This is a genomic window from Prochlorococcus sp. MIT2309, from assembly GCF_059772305.1.
On record NZ_CM186282.1, the window covers coordinates 1281985 to 1307416 of the forward strand.

Annotated in this window: 26 protein-coding genes and 1 riboswitch; of the genes, 19 read left to right on the forward strand and 7 right to left on the reverse strand. The window is 38.6% G+C overall.

The features are described 5' to 3' along the window. Positions 1-45: 45 nt before the first annotated feature. Positions 46-1464: a magnesium transporter gene (gene mgtE, locus AC6EJA_RS06965; RefSeq protein ID WP_498501944.1), complete on the forward strand. Its 1419-nt coding sequence runs from the start codon at positions 46-48 to the stop codon at positions 1462-1464. 97 nt (positions 1465-1561) lie between these two features. Further along, positions 1562-2563: an RpoD/SigA family RNA polymerase sigma factor gene (locus AC6EJA_RS06970; RefSeq protein WP_498501945.1), complete on the forward strand. Its 1002-nt coding sequence runs from the start codon at positions 1562-1564 to the stop codon at positions 2561-2563. Here AC6EJA_RS06970 and AC6EJA_RS06975 read toward each other — a convergent pair. Next, entirely contained in the window at positions 2548-3459 is a 912-nt protein-coding gene (locus tag AC6EJA_RS06975; RefSeq protein ID WP_498501946.1) for an alpha/beta fold hydrolase, read from the reverse strand. The genes AC6EJA_RS06970 and AC6EJA_RS06975 overlap by 16 nt on opposite strands. Here AC6EJA_RS06975 and AC6EJA_RS06980 point away from each other — a divergent pair. Together AC6EJA_RS06980 and AC6EJA_RS06985 are read left to right on the forward strand one after the other, a co-directional pair. Continuing rightward, positions 3439-4620 (forward strand): A/G-specific adenine glycosylase, encoded by a 1182-nt coding sequence (locus AC6EJA_RS06980; protein WP_498501947.1) that lies wholly within the window; start codon positions 3439-3441, stop codon positions 4618-4620. The two genes, AC6EJA_RS06975 and AC6EJA_RS06980, sit on opposite strands and share 21 nt — an antisense overlap. A gap of 45 nt (positions 4621-4665) precedes the next feature. Beyond that, positions 4666-5688, forward strand: coding sequence for a carbohydrate kinase family protein (locus tag AC6EJA_RS06985; RefSeq protein ID WP_498501948.1), 1023 nt, complete (start codon positions 4666-4668; stop codon positions 5686-5688). Here AC6EJA_RS06985 and tsaE read toward each other — a convergent pair. Continuing rightward, a complete protein-coding gene (gene tsaE, locus AC6EJA_RS06990) occupies positions 5649-6134 on the reverse strand; it encodes a tRNA (adenosine(37)-N6)-threonylcarbamoyltransferase complex ATPase subunit type 1 TsaE (RefSeq protein ID WP_498501949.1) in 486 nt (161 codons plus the stop codon). The genes AC6EJA_RS06985 and tsaE overlap by 40 nt on opposite strands. Before the next feature lie 48 nt (positions 6135-6182). On the opposite strand from tsaE, the gene ahcY reads away from it, so the two are divergent. Both ahcY and AC6EJA_RS07000 read left to right on the forward strand, forming a co-directional pair. Beyond that, positions 6183-7616 (forward strand): adenosylhomocysteinase, encoded by a 1434-nt coding sequence (gene ahcY, locus AC6EJA_RS06995; RefSeq protein WP_498501950.1) that lies wholly within the window; start codon positions 6183-6185, stop codon positions 7614-7616. Positions 7617-7666: 50 nt separating this feature from the next. Further along, a complete protein-coding gene (locus AC6EJA_RS07000; RefSeq protein WP_498501951.1) occupies positions 7667-8344 on the forward strand; it encodes a DedA family protein in 678 nt (225 codons plus the stop codon). A 4-nt stretch (positions 8345-8348) separates the two neighbouring features. On the opposite strand, the gene AC6EJA_RS07005 is transcribed toward AC6EJA_RS07000, so the two are convergent. Next, on the reverse strand, positions 8349-8738 hold the full coding sequence (locus tag AC6EJA_RS07005) for a single-stranded DNA-binding protein (RefSeq protein ID WP_498501952.1): 390 nt from the start codon (positions 8736-8738) through the stop codon (positions 8349-8351). A gap of 142 nt (positions 8739-8880) precedes the next feature. Between AC6EJA_RS07005 and AC6EJA_RS07010 the strand changes: the two genes are divergently transcribed. From AC6EJA_RS07010 to AC6EJA_RS07035, 6 genes are all read left to right on the forward strand, one after another. Further along, positions 8881-9933 carry a rod shape-determining protein gene (locus AC6EJA_RS07010; RefSeq protein WP_498501953.1) on the forward strand — a complete coding sequence of 351 codons (1053 nt, stop codon included), beginning with the start codon at positions 8881-8883 and terminating at the stop codon, positions 9931-9933. Between the two features lie 5 nt (positions 9934-9938). After that, entirely contained in the window at positions 9939-10691 is a 753-nt protein-coding gene (locus tag AC6EJA_RS07015; RefSeq protein WP_498501954.1) for a rod shape-determining protein MreC, read from the forward strand. Between the two features lie 112 nt (positions 10692-10803). After that, the gene (locus AC6EJA_RS07020; RefSeq protein ID WP_498501955.1) at positions 10804-11196 is read left to right on the forward strand and encodes a rod shape-determining protein MreD; all 393 of its coding nucleotides are present in this window, start codon (positions 10804-10806) and stop codon (positions 11194-11196) included. 180 nt (positions 11197-11376) lie between these two features. Next, positions 11377-12117, forward strand: coding sequence for a response regulator transcription factor RpaB (gene rpaB / locus AC6EJA_RS07025; RefSeq protein ID WP_498503569.1), 741 nt, complete (start codon positions 11377-11379; stop codon positions 12115-12117). Between the two features lie 77 nt (positions 12118-12194). Further along, the gene (gene lysS, locus AC6EJA_RS07030) at positions 12195-13688 is read left to right on the forward strand and encodes a lysine--tRNA ligase (protein WP_498501956.1); all 1494 of its coding nucleotides are present in this window, start codon (positions 12195-12197) and stop codon (positions 13686-13688) included. A 68-nt stretch (positions 13689-13756) separates the two neighbouring features. Next, the gene (locus AC6EJA_RS07035; protein WP_498501957.1) at positions 13757-14014 is read left to right on the forward strand and encodes a DUF8660 family protein; all 258 of its coding nucleotides are present in this window, start codon (positions 13757-13759) and stop codon (positions 14012-14014) included. 58 nt (positions 14015-14072) lie between these two features. Here AC6EJA_RS07035 and smpB read toward each other — a convergent pair whose 3' ends face one another. Then, positions 14073-14570, reverse strand: coding sequence for an SsrA-binding protein SmpB (gene smpB, locus AC6EJA_RS07040; protein ID WP_498501958.1), 498 nt, complete (start codon positions 14568-14570; stop codon positions 14073-14075). Between the two features lie 50 nt (positions 14571-14620). Here smpB and ruvB point away from each other — a divergent pair, with 50 nt between their 5' ends. The 5 genes from ruvB (at position 14621) to thiC (ending at position 19488) form a co-directional block, all read left to right on the forward strand. Beyond that, the gene (ruvB, locus tag AC6EJA_RS07045; RefSeq protein WP_498501959.1) at positions 14621-15670 is read left to right on the forward strand and encodes a Holliday junction branch migration DNA helicase RuvB; all 1050 of its coding nucleotides are present in this window, start codon (positions 14621-14623) and stop codon (positions 15668-15670) included. After that, positions 15667-16470: a tetratricopeptide repeat protein gene (locus tag AC6EJA_RS07050; protein ID WP_498501960.1), complete on the forward strand. Its 804-nt coding sequence runs from the start codon at positions 15667-15669 to the stop codon at positions 16468-16470. Before ruvB ends, AC6EJA_RS07050 begins: the two co-directional genes overlap by 4 nt. A gap of 8 nt (positions 16471-16478) precedes the next feature. After that, a complete protein-coding gene (locus AC6EJA_RS07055; protein ID WP_498501961.1) occupies positions 16479-17645 on the forward strand; it encodes an amidohydrolase in 1167 nt (388 codons plus the stop codon). Positions 17646-17653: 8 nt separating this feature from the next. Beyond that, positions 17654-17872, forward strand: coding sequence for a DUF3188 domain-containing protein (locus AC6EJA_RS07060; RefSeq protein WP_498501962.1), 219 nt, complete (start codon positions 17654-17656; stop codon positions 17870-17872). Between the two features lie 70 nt (positions 17873-17942). Beyond that, positions 17943-18046: riboswitch (TPP riboswitch) on the forward strand. Between the two features lie 41 nt (positions 18047-18087). Further along, the gene (thiC, locus tag AC6EJA_RS07065; protein ID WP_498501963.1) at positions 18088-19488 is read left to right on the forward strand and encodes a phosphomethylpyrimidine synthase ThiC; all 1401 of its coding nucleotides are present in this window, start codon (positions 18088-18090) and stop codon (positions 19486-19488) included. A 47-nt stretch (positions 19489-19535) separates the two neighbouring features. On the opposite strand, the gene tkt is transcribed toward thiC, so the two are convergent. Genes tkt through acpP form a run of 3 tightly spaced genes read right to left on the reverse strand, consistent with a single transcriptional unit; the run spans position 19536 to position 23078 of the window. Next, the gene (gene tkt / locus AC6EJA_RS07070) at positions 19536-21545 is read right to left on the reverse strand and encodes a transketolase (RefSeq protein ID WP_498501964.1); all 2010 of its coding nucleotides are present in this window, start codon (positions 21543-21545) and stop codon (positions 19536-19538) included. A 36-nt stretch (positions 21546-21581) separates the two neighbouring features. Next, positions 21582-22829, reverse strand: a complete 1248-nt coding sequence (gene fabF / locus AC6EJA_RS07075) for a beta-ketoacyl-ACP synthase II (RefSeq protein WP_498501965.1) — start codon at positions 22827-22829, stop codon at positions 21582-21584. 6 nt (positions 22830-22835) lie between these two features. Further along, on the reverse strand, positions 22836-23078 hold the full coding sequence (acpP, locus tag AC6EJA_RS07080) for an acyl carrier protein (RefSeq protein WP_498501966.1): 243 nt from the start codon (positions 23076-23078) through the stop codon (positions 22836-22838). Between the two features lie 133 nt (positions 23079-23211). Between acpP and psaC the strand changes: the two genes are divergently transcribed. After that, complete coding sequence (gene psaC, locus AC6EJA_RS07085; RefSeq protein WP_006850103.1) at positions 23212-23457, forward strand: photosystem I iron-sulfur center protein PsaC; 246 nt, start codon at positions 23212-23214, stop codon at positions 23455-23457. 73 nt (positions 23458-23530) lie between these two features. Beyond that, positions 23531-25432, forward strand: a complete 1902-nt coding sequence (gene glmS, locus AC6EJA_RS07090) for a glutamine--fructose-6-phosphate transaminase (isomerizing) (protein ID WP_498501967.1) — start codon at positions 23531-23533, stop codon at positions 25430-25432.

The following is a 25432-nucleotide window of genomic DNA, read 5'->3' on the forward strand; positions in this document are numbered from 1 at the left end:
TTTAATCATAAGGCCATAAAATATTTTTGCTCATGGGAATTTCTTATGAATGAGGCGTCTGAGGGAACTTTGAAATCTGCTTCCTTATTGGCTGGCTCATTTGTGGCTGAGAAGGTTTCACATCAATTAGAGGAGATGCTTTCCGCAGGAAACTACGATGAGGTAAAAAAACTTCTTGAACCGGTTCAGCCAGTTGATATTGCCGATGCAATTGGAAACCTTCCATTGGTTCTCCAGGCACTTGCTTTTAGGTTGCTCAATAAAAATGAAGCTATTGAAGTTTATGAATACTTAGAAACTGAAGTTCAGCAAAGCTTATTGGACCGCCTTCGTTCAGGAGAAGTTCTTGAAATTGTAGAAAAAATGTCACCGGACGAAAGAGTTCGTCTTTTTGATGAATTGCCAGCGAAAGTTGTTAGGAGATTGCTTGCCGAATTAAGCCCATCTGAGAGACGAATTACAGCACAATTGCTTGGTTACGAATCCGAAACAGCTGGAAGGCTTATGACAACGGAATTTATTGATCTAAAAGAGTTTTATAATGCAGCTGATGCATTAACAATTGTTAGAAGAAGAGCTGCCTTCACCGAGACTATTTATAGCCTTTACGTTACTGATAAAGAGAGACATCTCACGGGTATCTTGTCATTAAGAGATTTGGTGACGGCAGATCCAGATGCTTTGGTTGGGGATGTTATGACACGTGATGTTGTAAATGTTGCCACTGATACTGACCAGGAGGAGGTGGCAAGAGCAATTCAAAGATATGATTTTTTGGCTTTACCAGTAGTCGATCTTGAAAAAAGATTAGTTGGGATTGTCACTGTTGATGATGTTATTGATGTAATAGAACAAGAGGCAACGAGAGATATTTATGCAGTTGGAGCAGTTCAAGCTGGTGACGAGGATGATTATTTCCAGAGTGGCTTATTCGCCGTTGCTAGGAGGCGAGTTGTTTGGTTAGCAGTTCTTGTTCTAGCAAATGGTTTAACTACTCAGGTGATTGCACAAAATGATGAGGTACTTCAAAAAGTTGTTTTACTTGCTGCGTTCATTCCTCTTCTCATTGGTGCAGGCGGAAATGTTGGTGCTCAGAGTTCAACTGTTGTCATTAGAGGGTTAAGTACTCAACGTATTCAAGCTTTAGGTTTATTAAAGGTGGTCTTTAGAGAGGCGATCGCAGGAGCTTTGCTTGGTTTAATAATGCTTTTGGTTGTAGTTCCATTCGCTTGGTGGAAGGGGGATGGGCTTCTTGTAGGTACAGCAGTCGGGATAAGTCTATTGGCAATAACAACTTTGGCTGCTACGGCAGGCGCTTCTTTGCCTTTGCTTTTTGATCGTATGGGCTTAGACCCCGCACTTATGTCTGCCCCGTTTATCACTACAGCAACAGATGTTGCGGGTGTTTTGATCTACCTCAAAACAGCTTCCTGGCTTTTCGCAAATACAGCGCTATCTTTTTGATAAGTATTTTTACTCAATTTTGGTCAAAAAAGGACCTGTTATTTGATCTTTACAATTCTTAGTAGTATTCTTCACAAAACTCAACAAACTTTTTCAAATGGTTGTGGCGACTGTGGGATCAGCAAATAAAACAGTTACGGCTCCTGGCAAGTCAACAGGTGATGTTGATTTGGTTCGCTCTTACTTAAGAGACATTGGAAGGGTTCCTCTTCTTTCACATGAGCAAGAAATCACCTTTGGTAGGCAGGTTCAGGAACTTATGTCTCTGGAGAGATTAGAGAAAGAACTTGAGCAAGTTAATGGGGAAAAGCCCTCTATCGAGTTGCTTTCATCAAAAGCCGAACTCACAGTGCCGCAAGTCAAAAAAAGGTTAAAAAATGGCCATAGAGCAAAAGAACGAATGGTTGCAGCAAACCTAAGGCTGGTAGTAAGTGTTGCGAAGAAATACACAAAAAGAAATATGGAATTGTTGGATTTAATTCAAGAAGGAACTATTGGACTTGTTAGAGGTGTTGAGAAATTTGATCCAAAGAGAGGATACAAATTTTCTACATATGCTTATTGGTGGATAAGACAAGGAATTACTAGAGCAATCGCCGAAAAAAGCCGAGCAATAAGGCTTCCCATTCATATCACTGAGATGTTGAATAAATTAAAAAAAGGCCAAAGAGAGTTAAGCCAACAACTTTCTAGAACACCTTCCATAAAAGAATTGTCGCAGCATTTAGAACTCCCAGAAGCCGAGGTAAAGGACTTAATCTCAAGAGCGAGTCAGCCACTATCTCTAGAGTCCAAAGTAGGCGACGGAGAAGACACTGCTTTAATAGATTTGCTTGCTGGTGGAAGTGATTTACCCGGAGAGCAAATAGAAATGGATTGCATGAAATCAGATATAGAAACGCTGCTTTCAAAACTTCCTGATTTGCAGAACAGAGTATTGAGAATGCGCTACGGAATGAATGGGGACGAACCAATGACATTAACTGGCATAGGTAGAGTTTTAGGAATTAGTAGAGATAGAGTGAGAAATCTTGAACGCGATGGATTGAGGGGTCTTCGCAGAGGGGGAGATACTGTAGAGGCTTATATTGCCTGTTGAATTTTATCCAGAATTATTTTGTTGATCTCTTCTGGATTTTCATCATGAGGACAATGACCAGCATTTTTAATAATCGCTAATGATTTAACGCAATCAAATTCCTGAAGCCATTTCTCGGCTTCATTTATAGGCTCCCAGGGATCTTTTTCCCCCCAAATTAAATCGATATTAGTATTTAGATCTGCAATTAAATCGGGAGCTAAATAATCATCAAAAAGATTGATAAATCCTCTAAAAGCTTCTGCAGATCCTGACCTTTGAGTTGGTTGGTAAAGAATATCTATAAGGTTTTTATCAACATTGTTACCAGATGGATAAGCTATTTTTAGTATTTTTTCAATAAAATTGGGTTTTGCCACAGTTGAGAAAATATTTTTACTAAACCATCTTTGCCTAACCAGAGTTTTTATTACTGGTCTTAACAAACGCATACTTAAGGGCTGCTCCATCAATCTCTTATCATCCATTGTTCTTTGCGCACAATCAATTAATATTATTTTTCTACATTTTTCACCTAACAATTGAGCTGCTCGTAATGCAATAACACCACCAATTGAATTCCCAATTAGAACCACCGGTTCATTTATGTTTTCAATGCAAAATTTTTCTATTTGTTCTCCCCAATTATCAAAACAATATTGAAATTCATTGTCGTTAAATCTCTCATATTTTATTCTTGATCTTGGTTGGCTACTTTCACCAAATCCTATTAAATCAATGGCATAGCAAGTTGAGAGAGTGGCAATAGTTGATTGATTGAAGCGCCAATGCCCTTTACTGGCGCCAAAACCATGAATTAAGACAGTGGAGATTGAACTTTTTTGATTTGATTTTTCTACATTCCATGAAACTTCTAAATTTTTCCACTTCCAAATATGCGAGCTAGATCTAGTCAATTTGCTGACTCCATAAAAATTAATTCCGCACCCAATGATGTACCAGATTTCCAAAATAGACTACTTGTTTGGTTTGAAAATAACGGAAGACACTGGATACCTTGGAAATTGAATGTTAATAATGAAATCCCCAAGAATGGAGAATCTATTTCTGTTTATGGAATTTGGATTGCTGAAATTATGCTCCAACAAACTCAACTCAAAGTAGTTTTGCCCTATTGGGAGAGGTGGATGAAGGTTTTCCCAACTCTTTTAGATCTTGTAAATGCAACACAAAAAGACGTCTTAATGATTTGGCAGGGATTGGGTTACTACAGCCGAGCAAATCGCATGCATAAAACTGCAAAAATATTATTTAATGCCAAACAGCTAGGTCAAAATGGTGATGAATTTATTTGGCCAAGAGATTTAGAAAGTTGGATTAAATTACCTGGAATTGGAAGAAGTACTGCTGGGAGTATAGTTTCTTCGGCTTTTGATTTACCTGCTCCTCTTCTGGACGGAAATGTAAAAAGAATTTTTACGAGATTATTGGCCAGCGAAATTCACCCCAATAAGAACGCAAAAAAATTGTGGGATCTAAGTTCTCAACTGCTTGATGATCAATCCCCTAGAAAATTTAATCAAGCCTTGATGGACTTAGGTGCAACTATTTGTTTACCCAAAAAGCCTAATTGTTTAATTTGCCCCATTAATCATTATTGCTCAGCCTATATTTCATTTGACCCTAAGAATTTTCCTGTAAAACCTGTGGTAAAGACCCTCCCCCAAGAAAGTATTGGCATCGGAATAGTTTTTAATCAGCATAATCAAGTTTTAATTGCGCAGAGGCTTTTCGGTAAATCAATGGGAGGAATGTGGGAGTTTCCAGGAGGGAAGCAAAAAGAAAATGAATTAATTACTACAACGATTTCAAGAGAAATTAAGGAAGAAACAAGTATTGATGTTTTTGTTAAGAAGAAACTTATTGAAATAGATCATTCATATACCCATAAAAAATTACATTTTGTTGTTTATATATGTGATCACACAGGAGGAACAGCAAAGCCTTTAGAAAGCCAAGAAACACTCTGGGTCTCCCCTAATGATTTAAATCAATATCCATTCCCCAGTGCAAATAAGTTTATGATTGAGGCACTGATTCAATATATAAACAAATAATGAAATTCTTTGATTGTATATTTTTTAGTATTCTGCTTTATTAAAATGTCATTTATTCAATCAGCAGCGACAAATGATCCTAAAGTTATTTGTTTTGGTGAAGCCATAATAGATAGGCTTTTCTCTATAAATAACAATCAAAGTTTAAATAATTATCATGATTACTTTGGTGGTGCGCCAGCAAATGTTGCCTGTGCACTTGCAATGTTAGGAGTAGATGTGGCTTTTATTGGAAGATTAGGTAGTGATGAAAAAGGAAAAAGTTTTCGAGATCTAATGATTGAAAAAGGTATTAATGTATTTTGTCTTCAAAAAGATAAATCTTTTCCGACAAGGATAGTACGAGTAGATCGAGATATCACTGGCGAGAGATCATTTGGAGGCTTTATGGGAGGTAATGGAGAAGGTTTCGCAGATCAAGCTATTGATATGGAATTATTAGTCAAAGATTTTTCAAAGCTTTTAAGTAATTTAAATTGGTTTGTCCTAGGTACGATTCCTTTAGCATCAAAAAAATCTGCAAAAAGTCTATATTCATGTCTCGACCTGATTCTGCGCAAAAAAATCCAAATAGCCTTAGATGTCAATTGGAGACCAACTTTTTGGGATGCTAACTCTTCTCCCAACATTGGTCCTTCGAATAAACAAAGAGATTTAATAAAGCCTCTGCTGGAAATGGCATCACTCATAAAACTCTCTAGAGAAGAGGCCATTTGGTTTTTTGAGCAAACTGAATCCAGTTTAATTTCATTATCTTTACCTCAAAAGCCTGATGTTGTAGTTACCGATGGTCCATCGCCAATCAACTGGTTCTTAGGTGGGTTAAAGGGTCAAACTAATCCGATGAATTACAAAGAAGTCGTAGATACCACTGGGGCCGGCGATGCTTTTATGGCAGGGTTGATTTTCAAGCTTTTAGATAAGAGAGAATCCATATCATCAGCTAAAGAAGCTTGTTTATTTGCTGCCGCTTGTGGAGCGATAGTTACTTCAGGCAAGGGGGCAATTGAGCCTCAGCCAAATTTAAATCAAGTGAGAGAGTTTCTTAAATGCAAGTCTGGAGTTTGAATTTTGACAATTCTTGTGTTCCTTGAGGTGTGATTGAATTTGATTTCCCAAGCCTCATTGATGAGAAGATTTAATCTCTCAGGCCATTCGACTACTAACACAGCATCAATTGCGATTGCTTCTTCTTCTTCCTGCAAGAAAAGTTCATTCGCTTCCATCGGGTTATCCAATCTGTAAAGATCCAAATGAATTAAGTGTCTCTTGTTGCTCTCATAATGTTGCGCTAAAGGGAATGTTGGACTTGTTATTGGTTCATATATCTCCAGCCCAAGTGCAATCCCTTTGACAAGAGAGGTTTTCCCAGCTCCCAATTTTCCTTTTAAAAAAACCAAATTCAATTCAGGAATTTGTGTAATAAATTTTTCACCAAATAAAATTGTTTCCTCTAGGTTCCTAAGTTCAAGGGAATACTTGTTAGATTGAATGTCTGATAAATCAAAATCCACGAAATTCTTTTCTTGGTTACCTCCCTTATCCTCAATTAAATTTTACTCATGGTTGTAGCATCCACCGCGAACTTAGATATAGAAGTTTCCAATAGTGACTTTCTCATAGCCGACATAAGTTTGGCAGATTTTGGAAGAAAAGAAATTGCTATTGCGGAGAAAGAGATGCCAGGATTGGTAGCACTTCGTAAGAAATATCATTCGGAACAGCCTCTCAAAGGTGCTCGCATAGCAGGTAGTCTCCACATGACTATACAAACCGCGGTATTAATTGAAACATTGGTCGCGCTTGGTGCGGAAGTTAGATGGGCTTCTTGCAACATTTTTTCAACGCAAGATCATGCCGCGGCAGCGATTGCAGCAAAAGGCATACCAGTTTTTGCTATCAAGGGAGAAACACTTGATGAATATTGGGCTTATACCCACAAAATTCTTGAGTGGGAAAATCACGATGGGCCAAATATGATTCTTGATGATGGTGGAGATGCTACTGGTCTAGTAATGCTTGGAAGTAAAGCAGAAAATGATATTTCTGTTTTGGATCATCCAACTAATGAAGAAGAGAAAGCCCTATTTGAATCAATTCGTCTGAAATTAAAAGAAAGTCCTGACTTTTACAGCAAAGCAAAATTGTGCATACAAGGCGTTACTGAGGAGACAACAACAGGTGTAGCGAGACTTTATCAGATGCAAAATAGTGGGGAGTTACCATTCCCAGCTATTAACGTAAATGATTCAGTAACTAAGAGTAAATTCGATAATCTCTATGGATGCAGAGAGTCGCTTGTAGATGGTATCAAGAGAGCTACTGATGTAATGGTTGCTGGAAAAGTTGCTTTGGTCATTGGCTATGGCGACGTAGGTAAAGGGTCCGCTCAATCACTGAGGGGTTTAGGAGCTACAGTTATGATTTCTGAAGTTGATCCAATCTGTGCGCTTCAAGCCGCCATGGAAGGTTTTAGAGTAGTTCGTCTAAATGATGTAGTTGAGGATGTCGATATTTTTGTCACTGCTACTGGAAACTTTAAAGTAATCAGTCATGAGCACTTAATTAGAATGAAAGATGAATCCATAGTCTGCAATATTGGCCATTTCGATAATGAAATAGATGTAGCCTCATTGAAAAATTACCCCTGGGAAAATATTAAACCCCAAGTTGATCACATAACTCTTCCAAGTGGTAATAAGATAATCCTCTTGGCCGAAGGAAGATTAGTGAACCTAGGTTGTGCTACTGGTCATCCTAGTTTTGTCATGAGCAATTCATTTACTAATCAGGTCTTGGCTCAAATAGAACTTTTTAATCATCAGGAAAAATATTCTAATGAAGTTTATGTTTTACCAAAAAATCTTGATGAAATGGTTGCAAGGCTTCATCTTGAAAAAATTGGTGCAAATCTGACTGAATTAACAAGTGAACAAGCAAAATATATCAATGTACCAGTTGAAGGTCCGTATAAGTCTGAACACTATCGCTATTAAGATTAGTTCCAACAGTCACTTAATAAATTTTTTAGAAATAATTTAGGAAGATGAACTTCCAAGATTTTGTAACTGCCATACCTCATCTCATCGGCAATGCAGTAGAGACAAACCAGTGGATAGGTTATGGGGCAATAATGTTTTCGATGTTTTTGGAAAACTTATTTCCCCCAATTCCATCTGAATTGATAATGCCCTTGGGGGGGTTTTATGTGCAACAAGGACAATTGCAGCTTATACCTGTAGTTTTGTCTGGATTGATTGGTACCGTATTAGGTGCTTTCCCTTGGTATGGACTTGGAAGACTAGTAAATGAAAGGCGCCTAGAAAATTGGTTAAAAAATCATGGGAGATGGATCGGAATTGGTGCCAAAGATCTGCAAAGAAGCAGAAAATGGTTCAATCAATATGGATCTTCCTTGGTCTTTTGGGGCCGATTAGTTCCAGGAATTAGAACTCTTATTTCGGTTCCTGCGGGTATTGAACTAATGCCCATTTTACCTTTCATTATTTGGACAACAGCAGGTAGTTTAATTTGGACAATACTATTAACTACTGCGGGGTATCTTCTTGGTGAAAGTTATAGCAATGTTGAAATTTGGATAGAACCTTTTTCGAAAGCTATAAAAATTTTATTAATTCTAATAGTACTAATTTTAGGGTTTGTTTTAGGGAAAAGATCTTTAAAAAATATCCGAAATATAAATCGCCAAAATACAAAAAGTTAAAGCTCTAGAATGGAATTTCATCATTAGAGGGGCTATTAAAGGAGTTATTAGAGGAATTGTTATTCATTGATTCTGAATCTCTTTTTGATCCTAGTAGTTCCAATCGATCAACTCTAACAACTGGTTTTGTTTTTTCTTCGCCAGTATTTTTATCTTTCCAGCTGTCTAATTTAAAGCTCCCAGTGATTCCAATTAGAGATCCTTTCTTTACATAGTCAGCAGCCACTTGGGCTTGTTTCCCCCAAATTTCTAGATTGAACCAATCTGGCTCATCATTTTTACTTCTTCGATTAACTGCCATTGTTAGATTAGCGACCATGCTTCCTGATTCGAAATAACGAACGTCAGGATCCCTTCCTGCTCTTCCTACAAGGGTTACTGAATTAATGCCCATGAAATCTCATCGTGGATTTTCATACATTAATTCTCTAGCAGATTTTTGGGTACTGAATTGCAAGGTGTTCCAGATACTTCTATAGAAGTTTTTTTGTGTTTTGAGATAACCAACTATTATTCGTCAAAATGTAATTTTTTAAGTGTTTTTAAGTCGCTTCAAACTTTCTCGCGATATTGGTATCGATTTAGGTACTGCTAATACTTTGATATATGTATCTGGCAAGGGAATTGTTCTTCAAGAACCTTCAGTTGTGGCTTTGGATTTCGAGGAAGGTACTCCTTTGGCTGTGGGCGATGATGCCAAATTGATGTTAGGAAGAACCCCTGGAAATATTCGTGCTGTTAGGCCTCTGCGAGATGGAGTAATCGCAGATTTTGATGCAGCGGAGCAGATGCTGAAAACTTTTATTCAAAAATGTAATGAGGGGAGGGGTATAATTGCCCCCAGATTGGTTATTGGGATACCAAGCGGGGTTACTGGAGTCGAACGAAGAGCTGTGCGAGAAGCAGGTTTAGCAGGTGCAAGAGAAGTACATTTAATTGATGAACCAGTTGCAGCTGCGATAGGAGCATCTTTACCTGTTACTGAGCCAATTGGAACAATGATTGTTGATATCGGTGGAGGAACAACAGAGGTTGCTGTTTTGAGCTTGGGTGGAACAGTTCTTAGTGAGTCTGTGAGAGTCGCTGGTGATGAGATGAATGACTCAATAGCAACCTATTTAAAAAAAGTGCATAATTTGGTGGTTGGAGAGCGCACAGCAGAGGAAATTAAAATAAGAATTGGCTCAGCATTCCCTATTGATGATTTTGATATGAATTCAATGGATGTGCGAGGTTTACATTTACTTTCTGGTTTACCAAGATCAATTAATCTTAAAGCTGGGGATTTAAGAGAGGCTATGGCAGAGCCTTTAAATAAAATTGTCGATGCAGTCAAAAGAACTCTTGAGCGTACGCCACCTGAGTTAGCTGCTGATATTGTTGACAGAGGAATTATGTTGGCTGGTGGCGGCGCGCTTGTTCGTGGAATCAGTGATTTACTAAGTCATGAGACCGGTATCTTTACTCATGTTGCCGAGGATCCACTTTTATGTGTAGTAAATGGTTGTGGACTGGTCTTAGATGATTTTAAAAGGTTAAGACGAGTTTTGGATACACCTGATTTTGTCAGAAATGCTTTGAGAGATTAGTTTAAATGTCTGAGTTTAGAGCTAGATATACTAAAAAGTTTATCTATAAAAAAAGATTTTGGATATCATTTTGCTTTTTAATATTTTTTATTTTAATACGTATCTCTAAGGGTTCTTTAATTCTTGATCTTTATTCTCAAATTATTACACCAATCTTCTCTGAAACTATCTCAGAAGAGATAAGTGATAATAGGAAAATAATAGATCAAGACATTAAAATTAAATTGCTTCAAAAAGATAATAATCGCTTGCGCAATATTTTATCATTAAATTCTTTTAATAGTAGTGATAAAATAAATGCAATTGTTATTTCAAGAAAACTAGGAGGTTGGTGGCATCAATTTGATATAAGTCAAGGAAAAAATAAAGGCATAAGAGTTGGAGATTCAGTTGTATCAGAAAATGGTTTAGTAGGTCTAATTAATAGTGTAACACCAACAACATCTAGAGTTAAATTGTTAACTTCACCAAGTAGCAAAATTGGAGTTTGGTTACCTAGACTTGAACATCATGGAATTTTATTAGGTATGGGGACTAATAAAGTAAAATTAAAATTTTTTAATAAGAATTCATCGGCTAAGAAGGGCGATATAGTTAGCACTTCGCCCGCAAGCACACTTGTGGCACCAAATATACCAGTTGGTATTATTTATGAAATTAAGGACAATAAGTCAGCTTCCCCCTTTGCAATTGTTGATTTAAAGGCCAAACTTGAGGCAATTGATTGGGTCCAAGTCTATTTAAATAATGAGAATTAATTATCTATTAAAAAAATATTTTTTGATTACACTTTTGATATCATTCTTGTTAATATTTCCATTGGAATGGGTCCATATTCGTTCGGTTGGCCCTTGTTGGAATGTCCTCTTTTTGTTACCCCTTTCTCTTGGAAAAGGAATTATGTGGGGGTCTTTTGTTGGGATTTGCCTAGGTTTATTAACTGATGGTTTGAGAATTGATACCCATATCTCTGTTCTTCCAGCATTAATTGTTTTGGGGATATGGTGGGGGGCTTTCGATGAGAAAGATGGCTCAATTGAGCTTATTTTTAATTTAGGATTATTGGCTCTTTTGGGGTCACTTATTTTTGGGCTATTTGCATGGGGGCAAATTTTAATTTTCAAATGGAATCAGTCGGATTTCTGGCTTAATTCTTGGGCGTTCCAAACTCTTTTGTCTCAATCAGTTCTTACTGGATTAATTGCACCTCTTACGACCTCCTGGTTTTACCTGATTAGCGCAAGAACGGCTAATAATAAGTAATTTTACTTGAGCATTTATACTTAAAAATGAAAAAAAAATTGATTACTAGCTATTTCCGTTTTCTTTAGAAGGGGTTGGAAGGTTATCGTTACATTTAATGTCTGAATGCTAATGGTTGAAAGAGGTCTATCTTTGCAACAGCATGGTGAAGGCCCATTTAATCAGGCCTCACTAAATCATATGACCAGTATTTTGGTTGTTGATGATGAACCAGCAGTTCTGAAGGTTTTAGTTACTCGACTAAAGCTTGCTGGATATCAAGTTCTTGAAGCAAAAGACGGAGAGGAAGCTCTAGAAATTTTTCATAGGGAATCCCCGGATCTGGTCGTCTTAGACGTGATGCTTCCTAAGATTGATGGTTTTGCGGTTTGCAGAAGAATTCGTGCTGAGTCCGTAGTCCCAATAATATTCCTAACGGCCCTAGAAGCCATCTCAGAGAGGGTAGCAGGGCTAGATTTAGGTGCTGACGATTATTTGTCTAAACCATTTAGCCCAAAGGAGCTAGAAGCCAGAATTGCCACGATCTTAAGAAGAGTTGGCCCAACTGCAACTGTTGCCGAGCCTAGGGAAGTTCCTGCTGGTCAAGGTGTCATGAAACTTGGTGATTTGGTAGTTGATACCAATCGACGTCAGGTTAGTCGCGGCGGGCAGAGGATTTGTCTTACGTATACAGAGTTCAGTCTTCTTGAATTGCTCTTCAGGGATCCAGGTAAAGTTGTACCAAGAGCTGAGATATTGGAGCAACTTTGGGGCTATCCACCAAGAAGAGCTGCTGACTTAAGAGTTGTAGATGTTTACGTTGCAAGATTACGAGGGAAGCTTGAGCCAGATCCAAGAAATCCTGAACTAATTCTCACTGTAAGAGGAATAGGATATGCCTCGCAGCGTACGGGAGATTTCCCAGCTCCAGTAGCAGTTTAAAAACATTTATTCCTAACATAGCGTTAAAAATAAAAGTTTTTAAAGTATGAATTGAATAGATTTTTTTGATTAGTTAATTGTCAGATCTCAAAGCGACTCGTCTTGAAAAGAGTCAAAAATTAAAATCAATAGGCCAACAGCCGTATGCAATTCGTTTTGTTAAATCGCATACTGCTGAAGATTTGAAACGTGACCATTATGATTTACCCAATGGTGAGGAAAAAAATATAGAAGTTTCTTTAGCTGGAAGGGTTATTGCCAGAAGAGTAATGGGTAAATTAGCTTTTTTTAAAATTGCCGATGAGTCTTCAACAATTCAGCTCTATCTTGAAAAAGCAATTTTGGATCAATCTTCAAAAAATCAAGATTTAGGTGGATCTTTCAAGCAAATTACTGAACTTGTGGATTCTGGAGACTGGATTGGCGTAAAAGGAAGCCTCAAAAGAACTGATAGAGGGGAACTTTCTATAAAAGTTAAACATTGGCAAATGCTTTCAAAATCTTTACAGCCTCTTCCGGATAAATGGCATGGTTTGTCCGATGTTGAGAAGCGCTATAGGCAGAGATATCTTGATTTGGTTGTGAATCCTCAATCAAGACAAACCTTTAGAAATAGAGCCCTAACAGTAAGTTCGATCAGACGTTGGTTAGATGAAAAAGGATTCCTAGAGATTGAAACACCCGTTTTGCAATCATCACCTGGAGGAGCTGATGCTCGCCCCTTCATCACACATCACAACACTCTTGATATCCCTTTGTACTTAAGAATAGCCACTGAGTTACATCTTAAAAGGCTTGTTGTTGGTGGCTTTGAAAAGGTATACGAATTAGGCAGAATCTTCAGGAATGAAGGAATTAGTACAAAACACAACCCAGAATTTACCTCAGTAGAGATTTATCAAGCTTATGCGGATTACCATGACATGATGGATATGACTGAGGAGTTGTTGTCGACGATATGTTTAAAGATTTGTGGTTCTTTGAAGATTAAATATCTTGATATGGATGTTGACCTGAAACCACCATGGAGGCGAGTAACTATGACAGATATTGTCAAAGAAAAAACAGGGCTAGATTTTTCTGAATTTAAAGATTCTTCCCAGGCTTTGGATTCAATAAAAGATGCAGGTTTAGAAGTTTCTTTAAAAGATGTAACAATTGGGAAGCTGCTTAATAGTGTTTTTGAGCAGGAAGTTGAAGAAACTTTGATTCAACCAACCTTTATTACTGATTATCCAATTGAAATTTCACCCTTAGCAAGAAAACATAGAAATAAAAAAGGGATGGTGGAGAGGTTTGAACTTTTCATTGTTGGTAGAGAAACTGCAAATGCTTTTAGCGAGCTGATTGATCCAATTGATCAGCGAGAAAGATTACTAATACAACAATCTCTAAGAGATTCTGGTGACCAAGAGGCTCAAAGTCTTGATGAAGATTTTTTAAATGCTTTGGAGGTGGGAATGCCTCCAACTGGGGGACTAGGGATAGGTATTGATCGACTTGTCATGCTTTTAACAAATAGCCCTTCGATACGTGATGTAATAGCTTTTCCGCTACTGAAGCCGGAATAATGAAAACATTAATCTGCAAATTGAACCATCAAAGTGGATAATTGAGCGAGTAGTAAGTTTATGTTCAGATGAGTGGAGAGAGAGTTGGGTTCCGTTTCAAGCATGCAGATGCTGTGGTCAAGCGAAACCCTCAGGGTCGCTCTAGACGGGGGTGGGTGATGGAACCTGTTGAGCAAACAACAAGTCGAGGCACAAAGATGCCTGCATATCGAATTAGGTGGCGTGATAGTGAGCGACCTGAAATTGTTCTGCAACATATGTTGATTGCTGATCCAGATCCAAGTGCTCCGCCAGAGAATGTAAGCCTTTCTCCTGAGGGAGAATGAGAAATTATTTTTAAAAATCCTGATAGTTACCTATTAAAAAAAAATTATTTTGGATCAGTCAAAATTTCTTAAGTTCTGCTTTAGCCTCTTTATTGCTTTGTTTGTCTCTCTCTAACTGTCTTTTGTCATGCAACTTTCTACCTTTACCTAGTCCTACGGTAATTTTTATCCAAGATCCCTTAAGTTGAATACTTAAGGGTATTAGTGCAAGCCCTTTTTTTTCTATTTGCGATTTTAATTTGTTAATTTCTCTACGATGGGCCAAAAGTTTTTTGACACGCAGGGGATCATGATTGAAAAAATTACTTGCATAACTGTGCGGAGATATATGAACATTATGAAGTTGAAGTTCGCCATCTTTAACCATACAAAATCCATCTTTGAGATTTGCTTTGCCGGCTCTTATAGATTTAACTTCTGTACCAACTAGTTCAACTCCTGTTTCAATAGTTTCTAAGATTTGATAGTTGTGTTTAGCCTGTCTATTTTCTGCCAAACGCCTATTAGCTGCAAGTCGGTCTGCTTTTGCTGATTTTTTTTTACTTTTTTTAGTCATCTCCTTTGATTAATGTTTCAACTTTATCTTCACGACGTTAGCCTTGCATCATGGCAATCGTTTCTTCAAATATTGATCAATCTGCTCCCAAGCATTTGATCGAAAAAAACAGATTGGTTAACCCTGAGCAATGCCGTGAGGATATTAGATGTTTAGAGCGTAACTCACTTAGGCCACAAAAGTTTCATGATTTTATTGGTCAAACTCATTTAAAAGAGGCCCTTTCTATTTCTGTGAAGGCAGCTCTTTTAAGGAATGAAGCTCTTGATCATGTCTTGTTATATGGCCCACCGGGCTTAGGCAAAACCACGATGGCTTTAGTTTTGGCAGAAGAACTAGGAGTGCAATGTAGGGTTACGAGTGCGCCAGCGTTAGAGCGTCCAAGAGACATAATTGGTCTTCTTGTAAGCTTAAAACCAAAAGATATTTTGTTTATTGATGAAATACACCGACTGACAAGAGTCTCAGAGGAATTACTTTATCCCGCAATGGAGGATTTAAGACTTGATCTAACTGTAGGTAAAGGGACTACATCCAGAATGAGACAAATTAATTTGTCTCATTTCACATTGCTGGGAGCAACTACCAAACCAGCCTCAGTTAGCTCTCCATTAAGAGATCGCTTTGGAATCTGTCAAAGATTAGATTTTTATAATGATCAAGATCTAACTGAAATTGTTATGAGAGGTGCTCAATTGTTGGATATTGAATTAGCTAATGATGCAAGCCTCGAAATTGCAAAGAGGTGTAGGGGTACTCCACGAATTGCTAACAGACTTTTACGGCGTGTAAGAGATTTTGCAACCGTTAAGAATCAATTGGGAAATATTAATTTGAACTTAGTTAATGAAGCATTGAAACTTCATTTGGTTGATAATTGTGGTCTTGATCAAGTAGATAGAAAATTATTGAATTTACTTTATTTATCTTTCTCAGGGGGTCCAGTTGGTCTTGAGACACTTTCAGCTGCGCTTGGCGAAGATGCAGGTACTGTTGAGTCAGTTATTGAGCCCTACCTAATGCAAAAAGGTTTTTTAAAAAGAACAAATAGAGGAAGAGTAATTACTGAGCAAGGATTAAGGCATATCAAATGTTCATGATAAAATACTTAACCAAAATTTTTCTTACATATTGTTTAATCTTTGTTTGTTTAACAATTATCATTGTTAAACCTATTGTCACTTACGCTGATAATAATCTACAAGTAATTTTTCAGAATGCTCTTGAAAAAAGTAATAACGGAGATTGTGAAAATGCTCTTAAGTATTGGGATGAATTTCTTAGCTTCTCACCAAATGAAGTTTCTGCAATAAGTAATCGAGCAAATTGTTTTTTAATTCTCGGTAACCTCGATGAAGCACTTGAAGAGCAGAAAAGAGCCCTTCAATTAGATCCATTAAGTATTGAGGTTCACTTAAACAAAGGAATTGCTGAAGAAGCTCTTCAAATGTGGGATCAGGCTGAAAATGATTACAAGTGGATACTTAACAAAAATCCCCAAGATACTTCAGCTCTTTACAATCTTTCTAATGTAATGGGGACTAAAGGAGAGTGGAAAAAAGCAAAAGATCTTTTAGACCAGGCAATTAGAATCAGGCCAGGTTTTGCTATGGCTAAATCAAGTAAGGCACTAGTTGAATATCAATTAGGAGAATTTAAACAAGCTGAAGCAGATTTACGCTCATTAACTAGAAAATATCCAATGTTCCCAGATTCTCGAGCAGCTTTGAGTGCGATACTATCTCGTAATAAATTAGTAGGCGAAGCTAAAAGTAATTGGGTTGCAGCAGAGGGACTTGATAAGCGTTACTCAGACAAAGATTGGTTGTTGGATATTCGCAGATGGCCTCCATTACCTACTGATGACTTGATGATTTTTCTGAGATCGCAGAATTCATGAAAAATCATATGCAAACAAAAATCGAGATTAATAATCTCCTACCAGAACTGATTGATTTTCGTAGACATTTGCATGCTCACCCGGAGTTAAGTGGACATGAAATTCAAACTGCAGCACTTGTTTCTGGAGAACTTAGAAAATGTGGGTGGATTGTGAGTGAGGGAGTAGGCCGTACGGGAATTGTTGCAAGTTTGGGTCCTACAAATGGCCCAATTGTAGGAATTAGAGTAGACATGGATGCTCTTCCAGTTGAAGAGAGAACTAATCTTCCATTCTCTTCAGTAACACAAGGTATTATGCATGCATGTGGACATGATGTACATACAACTATTGGTCTAGGAGTTGGGCAATATTTAAGTTCTATTTCGAATTTGAAAACGGGGGTTCGGCTTATTTTTCAGCCTGCTGAGGAGATTGCCAAAGGAGCAAGTTGGATGATGAAAGATGGTGCCACGAAAGATTTAGACGCACTTTTTGGAGTCCATGCTTTTCCTGAACTTTCCGTTGGCCATATAGGCTTACGTGACGGCAGCCTGACTGCAGCAGCAGGTGAGTTGGAAATTGAGATAATAGGTAATGGTGGTCATGGTGCAAGACCTCATGAAACAGTTGATTCAATATTCATTGCATCAAAAATTGTGACGGGCATCCAAGAAGGAGTCACTAGATGCTTTGATGCCCTTGATCCCATTGTCATAAGTTTTGGAAAAATTTCTGGAGGAAATGCTTTCAATGTTTTGCCAGATCGAGTGAAATTACTTGGGACAGTTAGATGCTTGGATGATATGGTTCACAAAAAACTCATCTCTTGGCTGGAAGATATTTCTAAATCAATTGCTACTACCTTTGGAGGAAATATACTTTTTAAATATCGATGTATTGCACCACCAGTACAAAATGATCCAAAGTTAAATGCATTGATTGAAGAGGCGGGTGTTGCTTTGTTAGGGAGAAATAATGTTCACAGACTTCCTAAGCCTTCATTAGGTGCAGAGGATTTTGCCGTTTTTCTTCAAGAGGTTCCTGGAGCAATGTTTCGGCTGGGAGTAGCAGGAACTGAGGGTTGTGCTCCTCTTCATAATGGTGAATTTTGCCCCGAGGAAAAGAGTATTGAAATTGGTGTTCAAATTATCATTGCAACCATTTTTGCCTGGATGGACCAACAAGCCTCTTGATGTTGTTTATGAAAAAAGCTGGATACCCTTTTTTATCTTTTGCAGCTCCTTTTTTGATTCTGATAGCTATGCTTGGTTTATTTCATAGACAAGGTTTTGAAAAAGTTCAAGTAATACCAGCTGTTTGTGTATCTCTTGGCTTGATATCTCAAAGTTTTTTAAGAAGACAACGTCGCAGAGGAATGTTGCTAAGAGAAATTAAAAGTAAAAAAAACTTTAAAAGTTGAATTTTCTAAAATAAAAAATTGTTTTTAATTGCACAATCAAAGCCAATATCAAAAAAAAAAGCTACTTTGCAAATATCACTAGGGGTGCTTTATGGCTAAAGCTGTAAAGCTGAGATCACACCCTCTGAACCTGATCTGGTTAGTACCGGTGTAGGGAAGTGAAAAGGTGTGATCAACTGCCATAGGTACCCCTAAATTTTTCTTAGGTTTTTGATATGAGAAATGCTTGGGTTGCTCCTCGCAGAGGAAGACAGAACTTAACTCAATTGCATTTTGCCCGCCAAGGTTTGGTCACTGAAGAAATGGCTTATGTGGCGGAAAGAGAAAATCTTCCTCAATCACTTGTCATGGAGGAAGTTGCTCGAGGAAGGATGATTATTCCTGCGAATATTAATCATTTGAATCTCGAACCTATGGCAATAGGAATTGCATCAAAATGCAAGGTAAATGCAAACATTGGTGCATCCCCAAACGCTAGTGATATTAATGAGGAAATTAAGAAACTCGATCTTGCAGTTAAATATGGAGCTGACACCCTTATGGATCTCTCCACAGGGGGGGTCAATCTTGATGAGGTCAGAACAGCAATTATTAATGCATCACCTATTCCAATTGGAACTGTTCCTGTCTATCAGGCTTTAGAAAGCGTCAATGGATCAATTGCTAAGTTATCTGAAGATGATTTTTTGCATATTATAGAGAAACAATGTCAGCAAGGGGTAGATTATCAAACAATTCATGCCGGTCTTTTAATAGAGCATTTGCCAAAAGTTAAAGGCAGAATTACAGGAATTGTGAGTAGAGGTGGAGGAATTCTTGCCCAGTGGATGCTGCATCACTACAAACAAAATCCTTTATATACTCGTTTTGATGATATTTGTGAGATCTTCAAACGTTACGACTGTACATTTTCTTTAGGTGATTCGTTGCGGCCTGGTTGTCTGCATGATGCTTCTGATGAAGCTCAATTAGCGGAATTAAAAACGCTTGGGGAATTAACAAAGCGTGCTTGGGAGCACGATGTTCAAGTAATGGTAGAGGGCCCTGGTCATGTGCCTATGGATCAAATTGAATTTAATGTTAGGAAGCAAATGGAAGAGTGTTCTGAGGCCCCATTTTATGTTTTAGGTCCATTAGTCACAGATATTTCGCCAGGTTATGACCACATATCAAGTGCCATAGGAGCAGCAATGGCAGGTTGGTATGGAACTGCCATGCTGTGTTACGTAACACCCAAAGAGCACCTTGGTTTACCAAATCCTGAGGACGTAAGAGAGGGACTCATAGCATATAAAATTGCAGCTCATGCGGCCGATATTGCCCGGCATCGCTCAGGAGCTAGAAATAGAGATGATGAGCTGAGTAGGGCAAGATATGCTTTTGATTGGAATAAGCAATTTGAATTATCACTTGATCCAGAAAGAGCCCGTCAGTTTCACGATGAGACATTGCCAGAGGAGATATTTAAAAAAGCAGAGTTTTGCTCAATGTGTGGACCCAAGCATTGTCCAATGAATAATAAAATTACTGATGAAGATCTTGATGAGCTCGATAAAGCAATATCAAAAAGTGGTTGTTCTGAACTAAGCCCTATCAAACTTAATAAAGAAGTCTGATAAGGATTAGTTGGTTAATTTATTGATTTTTTTCAAATGAGTTCTATTTAGGCGAGTAGTTGTTTTGCTTGGGATATAACATTTTCAACGGTGAATCCAAATTTTTCCATACAAGTTCCTCCTGGCGCTGATGCTCCAAAGCTGTTCATGGTAACGGTAGCTCCATCTAGGCCAACATACTTATGCCAACCAAAACTCTCAGCAGCTTCTACAACGATTCTTTTTCTGATATTTGAAGGCAAAACTTCTTCTTTGTAAGAATCACTTTGCTCTTCAAAAAGCTCGACACATGGCATTGAAACAACTCTAACTTTATGTCCATCTTGCGTTAACGTCACAGCCGCTTTTACGCAAAGATCTAGCTCTGTGCCAGTGCCAATTAAAATAAGATCTGGATCACCATTGCAATCCTCAAGTACGTATCCACCAAGCGCTACTTTCTCAACCGAAGAATTTGCTTGATTAACCATTCCTTGTCTACTCAAGCAAAGAGAGCTTGGACGCTTCCTATTTTGTATGGCTACTTTGTATGCTCCACTTGTTTCATTGCCATCGCCAGGTCTAAATACCAACATGTTTGGCATTGCTCTGAGCGAAGGGATTGTTTCTACAGGTTGGTGAGTAGGGCCATCTTCTCCCACTCCGATTGAATCATGGGTTAATACATAGATAACTCCAAGTTCGCTCAAAGCAGAGAGTCTCATTGAACCTCTCATGTAGTCGGCAAAAACAAGGAAAGTTCCGCCATAGGGTATTAAGCCACTGTCGTGATATGCAATGCCGTTGAGAATTGCGGCCATTGCATGTTCTCTAACTCCAAAATGGAGATATCTCTTTTCTCGTGAATCAGCTTGAAAAGATCCAGTCTCGCCTTTTATGTCAGTGTAATTTGAGTGGGTTAGATCAGCTGATCCACCTATTAGTTCTGGAAGATTTGGGCCCAAAGATCCTAAGCAAATTTGTGAATGTTTTCGAGTTGCCAAACCTTTATCTTGTGTTGTGTAGACAGGTAAATCCTTATCCCAGCCTTGAGGAAGCTCTCCTCTAAGCATTCTTTCAAATTCATTTGCCTCATTTGGGTATTTAGTTCTGTATTTTGCGAGTTCCTCGTTCCATCGAGATTCAATGTTTGAGCCTCTTTCGATAGCTTTTCTATAGTGGTCGTAGACTTCGTTTGGTATTTCAAAAGGTTCAAAGTTCCAATCTAATTCTTTCCTGGTTAGATCTGCCTCTTCCTCTCCAAGGGGAGCTCCATGCACTCCGGCAGTGTCGCTTTTGTTAGGAGAGCCGAAGCCGATGGTTGTTGTTATTTTGATGATTGATGGTTTATCAGTAACTGATTTCGCTTGAGCAATGGCTTTCGAAATACTTTCTATATCTGTATTTCCCTCCTTCACATGAAGAACATGCCATCCATAGGCTTCATATCTTTTTAAGACGTCCTCTGTAAAAGAAACATCAGTCCTACCGTCAATTGTGATGTGATTATCATCGTAAAGGGCGATAAGTTTACCAAGTTTTAAGTGCCCAGCCAGAGAGCAAGCCTCAGAAGCTATACCCTCTTGATTACAGCCATCACCCATGATCACATAGGTAAAATGATCAACAATTTTTGAATCAGGTTTGTTGAATTTTGCTGCTAGATGAGCCTCCGATATTGCTAGACCTACAGCATTTGATATGCCAGCCCCTAAAGGACCTGCAGTCACCTCAACTCCAGGTGTTTCAAAAGTTTCTGGATGGCCAGGTGTTTTTGATCCCCATTGTCTGAATTCTTTTATGTCATCGATACTCACCGAGTCGTAACCAGTTAGGTGCAAAAGTGCATACAAAAGCATGCAGCCGTGGCCTGCAGATAAAACAAAACGATCTCTGTTGAACCATTTTGGATTTCTTGGATTGTGATTGAGAAATTTATCCCATAAGGCATATCCCATCGGAGCACATCCCATTGGGAGTCCTGGGTGACCACTTTTGGACTTATTAACAGCATCAACTGCAAGCATTCTAATGCTGTTAATGCAGAGAGTATCAAGAGATGCAGGCGCAGCTACCATTTTTTTTAGATTTGAAGATTCTGTTTGATTGGGACCTTATCTTATTTGGCTAAAAGCCAGGCACACATTGTGCCCTCCAAAGCCAAATGAATTGGATAGTACAACCCCAAGTTTTCCTTCTCTGGCTGTGTTAGGGACATAGTCCAAATCACAATCAGGGTCTGGAGTGGAATAGTTGATTGTAGGAGGGACAATTCCATGTTTCATTGCGAGAATGCATGCAACTGCCTCGATACCTCCAGATCCTCCAAGCAAGTGTCCAGTCATGGACTTTGTGGAGCTTACAGGAATGTGCTTAGCTCTATCACCTAAGGAGAGCTTGATTGCAGAACTTTCGTTACTGTCATTAGCTTGAGTGCTAGTTCCATGAGCATTCACATAATCAACATTTTCGGGATTAATTTTTCCATCGATTAGAGCCAACTTAATCGCTTCAGCTCCTCCCAAACCCCCTGGGATTGGGGAAGTTATGTGATGAGCATCACAAGTTGTGCCATATCCGCATAATTCTGCGTATATGTTTGCATTCCTTTTTTTTGCATGATCGAGGGACTCAAGTATAAGAACTCCAGAGCCTTCACCAATAACAAAGCCATTTCGATCTGCATCAAATGGTCTGCTTGCAGTTTTGGGATCATCGTTCCTAAACGAAAGGGCTTTAGCACTTGCGAAGCCCGCGACTCCTAAAGGCGTAATACTCGCCTCAGCTCCACCACAAATCATGGCATCAGCTTTGCCAAGTTGGATGAGTCTGAATGCGTCGCCAATAGCATTCGAACCAGCTGCACATGCCGTGGCTACTGCAGAGCTTGGCCCTTTGGCTCCCAGGGCAATTGCAACAAGGCCTGATGCCATGTTGGGAATCATCATTGGAACCGTGAATGGACTCACTCGACCAGGCCCTTTTGCATTAAGAACACCTGCTTGGGTTTCCATTGTTAAGAGACCACCAACACCTGAACCGATTATCACGCCTATTTTTGATGAGTTTGACTCATCAATTACAAGCCCTGAATCGGTAAGTGCTTCTTTGGCTGCCACGACTCCAAATTTTGAGAATCTATCCCAACGTTTGGTTTCCTTGGGTTCAAGAATTCCTTGAGGATCGAAGCTTTTGACTTCTGCTCCAAAAGAACATGCGTGTTTTGAAGCGTCAAAAAGTGTTATGTAATCAACACCATTGGAACCTGATTTAAGTCCCGTCAAGTACTGATCGACATTGTTACCAATCGGAGTGATTGCACCCAAGCCAGTGATAACAACTCGATGGAGGTTATCCATCATGGGTCCTCAAGATTTTTTGTCTTCGATGTATTTGACAGCATCGCCAACGGTGGCAATGCCCTCAGCTGCCTCGTCGGGGATTTCAATATCAAAAGCCTCTTCTAAAGCCATAACAAGTTCGACTGTGTCGAGCGAGTCGGCTCCGAGGTCATTTTGAAAATTCGATTCGGGTTTTACTTCCCCAGAATCGACACTTAGTTGTTCTGAAACGATAGAACGAACTTTTTCGAGAATTGCTTCCTGAGACATAGCCCTTAGTACCAGACCATTTATCTTACGAGCTGATGTGTCGAGTTAACAAAAGTGAAGGCAAAGTAAATTATTCTTCAGATGTTTCTCTAGAAGAGGTATAGTTTTATACACCAAGATTCTTCGACGCAATTTGTCACACGCTGTCAAAATCTACGACACCTGCATTGGCTGTACCCAGTGCGTAAGGGCATGTCCTCTCGATGTTCTTGAGATGGTCCCATGGGACGGTTGTAAAGCTGGTCAAATAGCTTCATCTCCAAGAACTGAAGATTGTGTCGGCTGTAAACGTTGTGAAACGGCCTGCCCAACTGATTTCTTAAGTATTCGTGTATATCTCGGGGATGAGACAACTAGAAGTATGGGTCTCGCGTATTAAGTTTTGCCCAAAACTTTGACTTGTTCGATTCATAAGATTATTTAGTCTTTGATAGCTTTAATAAAAATCCATCATGTGCGGAATTGTTGCCCTTATTGGTCATAGAGAGGCGGCTTCTCAGATTCTTCATGGATTAAGAAAACTGGAATATCGAGGATATGATTCTGCTGGTCTTGCAGTCATCAAGAATTTAAATGGAGAAAATGGAGAAATATGTTGCAAAAAATCACAGGGAAAATTGAATAACTTATCCAAATTGGTTGATTTTGATCGCCCCAAAGGAAAAGTTGGGATTGGCCATACAAGATGGGCAACCCATGGCAAACCTAACGAAAATAATGCACATCCACATACCGATTCTTTAGGGGAAATCGCAGTGGTTCAAAACGGCATAATTGAAAATCACACTTCTTTGAGGAAACAGTTAACTGCCGATGGTATTAAATTTTCTTCAGAGACTGATACGGAAGTAATCCCTCATTTGATTGCTCGAGAAATAGCTTTGAGAAAACCTACGAAAAATGATGTTTTATCTGAAGTTTTGCTCAAAGCAGTTCAAAAAGTTTTACTGCAAGTAGAAGGTTCTTATGCACTTGCTGTGATTTGGGCCAGAGCTCCTGAGGCATTAGTTATTGCAAAGAATCAAGCCCCATTAATTATCGGTTTTGGAGAAGGTGAATTTATATGTGCTAGTGATACCCCGGCCTTTGAAGGTTTTACAAGGACTATTCTCCCAATGGAGGATGGAGAAATTGCTTTACTCAGTCCACTTGGTATTGAACTATATGATTCAAAAAATAATCGACAGAAACGATCTCCTTCATTGATAAAATCAAATGAAGTTGAGATAAGTAAATCCAACTTTCGTCATTTCATGCTCAAGGAGATTCATGAGCAGCCATATACTGCTGAATGTTGGATTCATAGATATTTTCCGAATGGTTTAGAAGAAACAAATCCTATTGATCTTCCTTTCGAAGATTCTTTTTATAAATCAACTGACAATATCCAAATACTTGCATGTGGCACTAGTAGGCACGCCTCAATGGTTGGCGCATATCTTCTTGAGCAATTCGCGGGAGTGCCTACATCTGTTTTTTATGCAAGTGAGTTTAGATATGCACCACCTCCTTTAAAACCAAGAACATTGACTATTGGAGTAACTCAATCTGGAGAAACTGCAGATACACTTGCAGCACTTTCAATGGATGCTCAAAGAAGAAAACAAAGTAAGGAATTTGATTATTTACCAAGGCAGCTGGGTATAACCAATCGTCCAGAGAGTTCATTGTCAAGGCAAGTGGATTTCATTTTGGACATAGATGCTGGAATAGAGGTGGGAGTGGCTGCAACAAAAACTTTCTTGGCACAATTGCTTAGTTTTTATGCATTAACCATTGGCTTTGCTTCTAAACGAAAATCTCGTTCTTTGAATGAAATTTTGCTACTTATTGATGAGTTAAAGAAGATTCCAGAACACCTTAAAGAACTTTTAAAATCTCACTCTGAAGTAGCAAAACTGTTGGCGCATCAATTCTCAAATGTAAATGATGCTATTTTTTTAGGTAGAGGAATAAATTATCCAATTGCGCTTGAGGGAGCGTTGAAATTGAAAGAGATAAGTTACATTCATGCTGAAGGATATCCTGCTGGAGAAATGAAACATGGACCAATTGCCCTAATAGATAAGCAAGTACCAGTTATTGCAATTGCTTCGAAAGGAATTGTTTTTGAAAAAGTAATAAGTAATGCACAAGAAGCTAAAGCCAGAGATGCTCGCTTAATAGGAATAGGGCCTAAAGATCAACAGATGGATATTTTTGAAAATTTATTTGTTACACCACAGGTAAGTGAATGGATAAGTCCAATTATTAATGTTCTACCAACACAACTTTTGAGTTATCACATTGCTTCCCATCGAGGTTTGGATATAGACCAGCCAAGAAACTTAGCTAAAAGCGTAACAGTTGAATAA

Excerpts from the sequence above, each read along its gene's own strand:
- AC6EJA_RS07055 (WP_498501961.1), top strand. The coding sequence starts at position 16,479 with ATGCAAACAAAAATCGAGATTAATAATCTCCTACCAGAACTGATTGAT.
- mgtE (WP_498501944.1), top strand. The coding sequence starts at position 46 with ATGAATGAGGCGTCTGAGGGAACTTTGAAATCTGCTTCCTTATTGGCT.
- AC6EJA_RS07015 (WP_498501954.1), top strand. The coding sequence starts at position 9,939 with ATGTCTGAGTTTAGAGCTAGATATACTAAAAAGTTTATCTATAAAAAA.
- smpB (WP_498501958.1), bottom strand. The coding sequence starts at position 14,570 with ATGACTAAAAAAAGTAAAAAAAAATCAGCAAAAGCAGACCGACTTGCA.
- ruvB (WP_498501959.1), top strand. The coding sequence starts at position 14,621 with ATGGCAATCGTTTCTTCAAATATTGATCAATCTGCTCCCAAGCATTTG.
- AC6EJA_RS07060 (WP_498501962.1), top strand. The coding sequence starts at position 17,654 with ATGAAAAAAGCTGGATACCCTTTTTTATCTTTTGCAGCTCCTTTTTTG.
- acpP (WP_498501966.1), bottom strand. The coding sequence starts at position 23,078 with ATGTCTCAGGAAGCAATTCTCGAAAAAGTTCGTTCTATCGTTTCAGAA.
- AC6EJA_RS06970 (WP_498501945.1), top strand. The coding sequence starts at position 1,562 with ATGGTTGTGGCGACTGTGGGATCAGCAAATAAAACAGTTACGGCTCCT.
- ahcY (WP_498501950.1), top strand. The coding sequence starts at position 6,183 with ATGGTTGTAGCATCCACCGCGAACTTAGATATAGAAGTTTCCAATAGT.
- AC6EJA_RS07035 (WP_498501957.1), top strand. The coding sequence starts at position 13,757 with ATGAGTGGAGAGAGAGTTGGGTTCCGTTTCAAGCATGCAGATGCTGTG.
- glmS (WP_498501967.1), top strand. The coding sequence starts at position 23,531 with ATGTGCGGAATTGTTGCCCTTATTGGTCATAGAGAGGCGGCTTCTCAG.
- fabF (WP_498501965.1), bottom strand. The coding sequence starts at position 22,829 with ATGATGGATAACCTCCATCGAGTTGTTATCACTGGCTTGGGTGCAATC.
- thiC (WP_498501963.1), top strand. The coding sequence starts at position 18,088 with ATGAGAAATGCTTGGGTTGCTCCTCGCAGAGGAAGACAGAACTTAACT.
- AC6EJA_RS06985 (WP_498501948.1), top strand. The coding sequence starts at position 4,666 with ATGTCATTTATTCAATCAGCAGCGACAAATGATCCTAAAGTTATTTGT.
- AC6EJA_RS07050 (WP_498501960.1), top strand. The coding sequence starts at position 15,667 with ATGATAAAATACTTAACCAAAATTTTTCTTACATATTGTTTAATCTTT.
- rpaB (WP_498503569.1), top strand. The coding sequence starts at position 11,377 with ATGACCAGTATTTTGGTTGTTGATGATGAACCAGCAGTTCTGAAGGTT.
- AC6EJA_RS06980 (WP_498501947.1), top strand. The coding sequence starts at position 3,439 with ATGCGAGCTAGATCTAGTCAATTTGCTGACTCCATAAAAATTAATTCC.
- AC6EJA_RS07005 (WP_498501952.1), bottom strand. The coding sequence starts at position 8,738 with ATGGGCATTAATTCAGTAACCCTTGTAGGAAGAGCAGGAAGGGATCCT.
- AC6EJA_RS07000 (WP_498501951.1), top strand. The coding sequence starts at position 7,667 with ATGAACTTCCAAGATTTTGTAACTGCCATACCTCATCTCATCGGCAAT.
- tkt (WP_498501964.1), bottom strand. The coding sequence starts at position 21,545 with ATGGTAGCTGCGCCTGCATCTCTTGATACTCTCTGCATTAACAGCATT.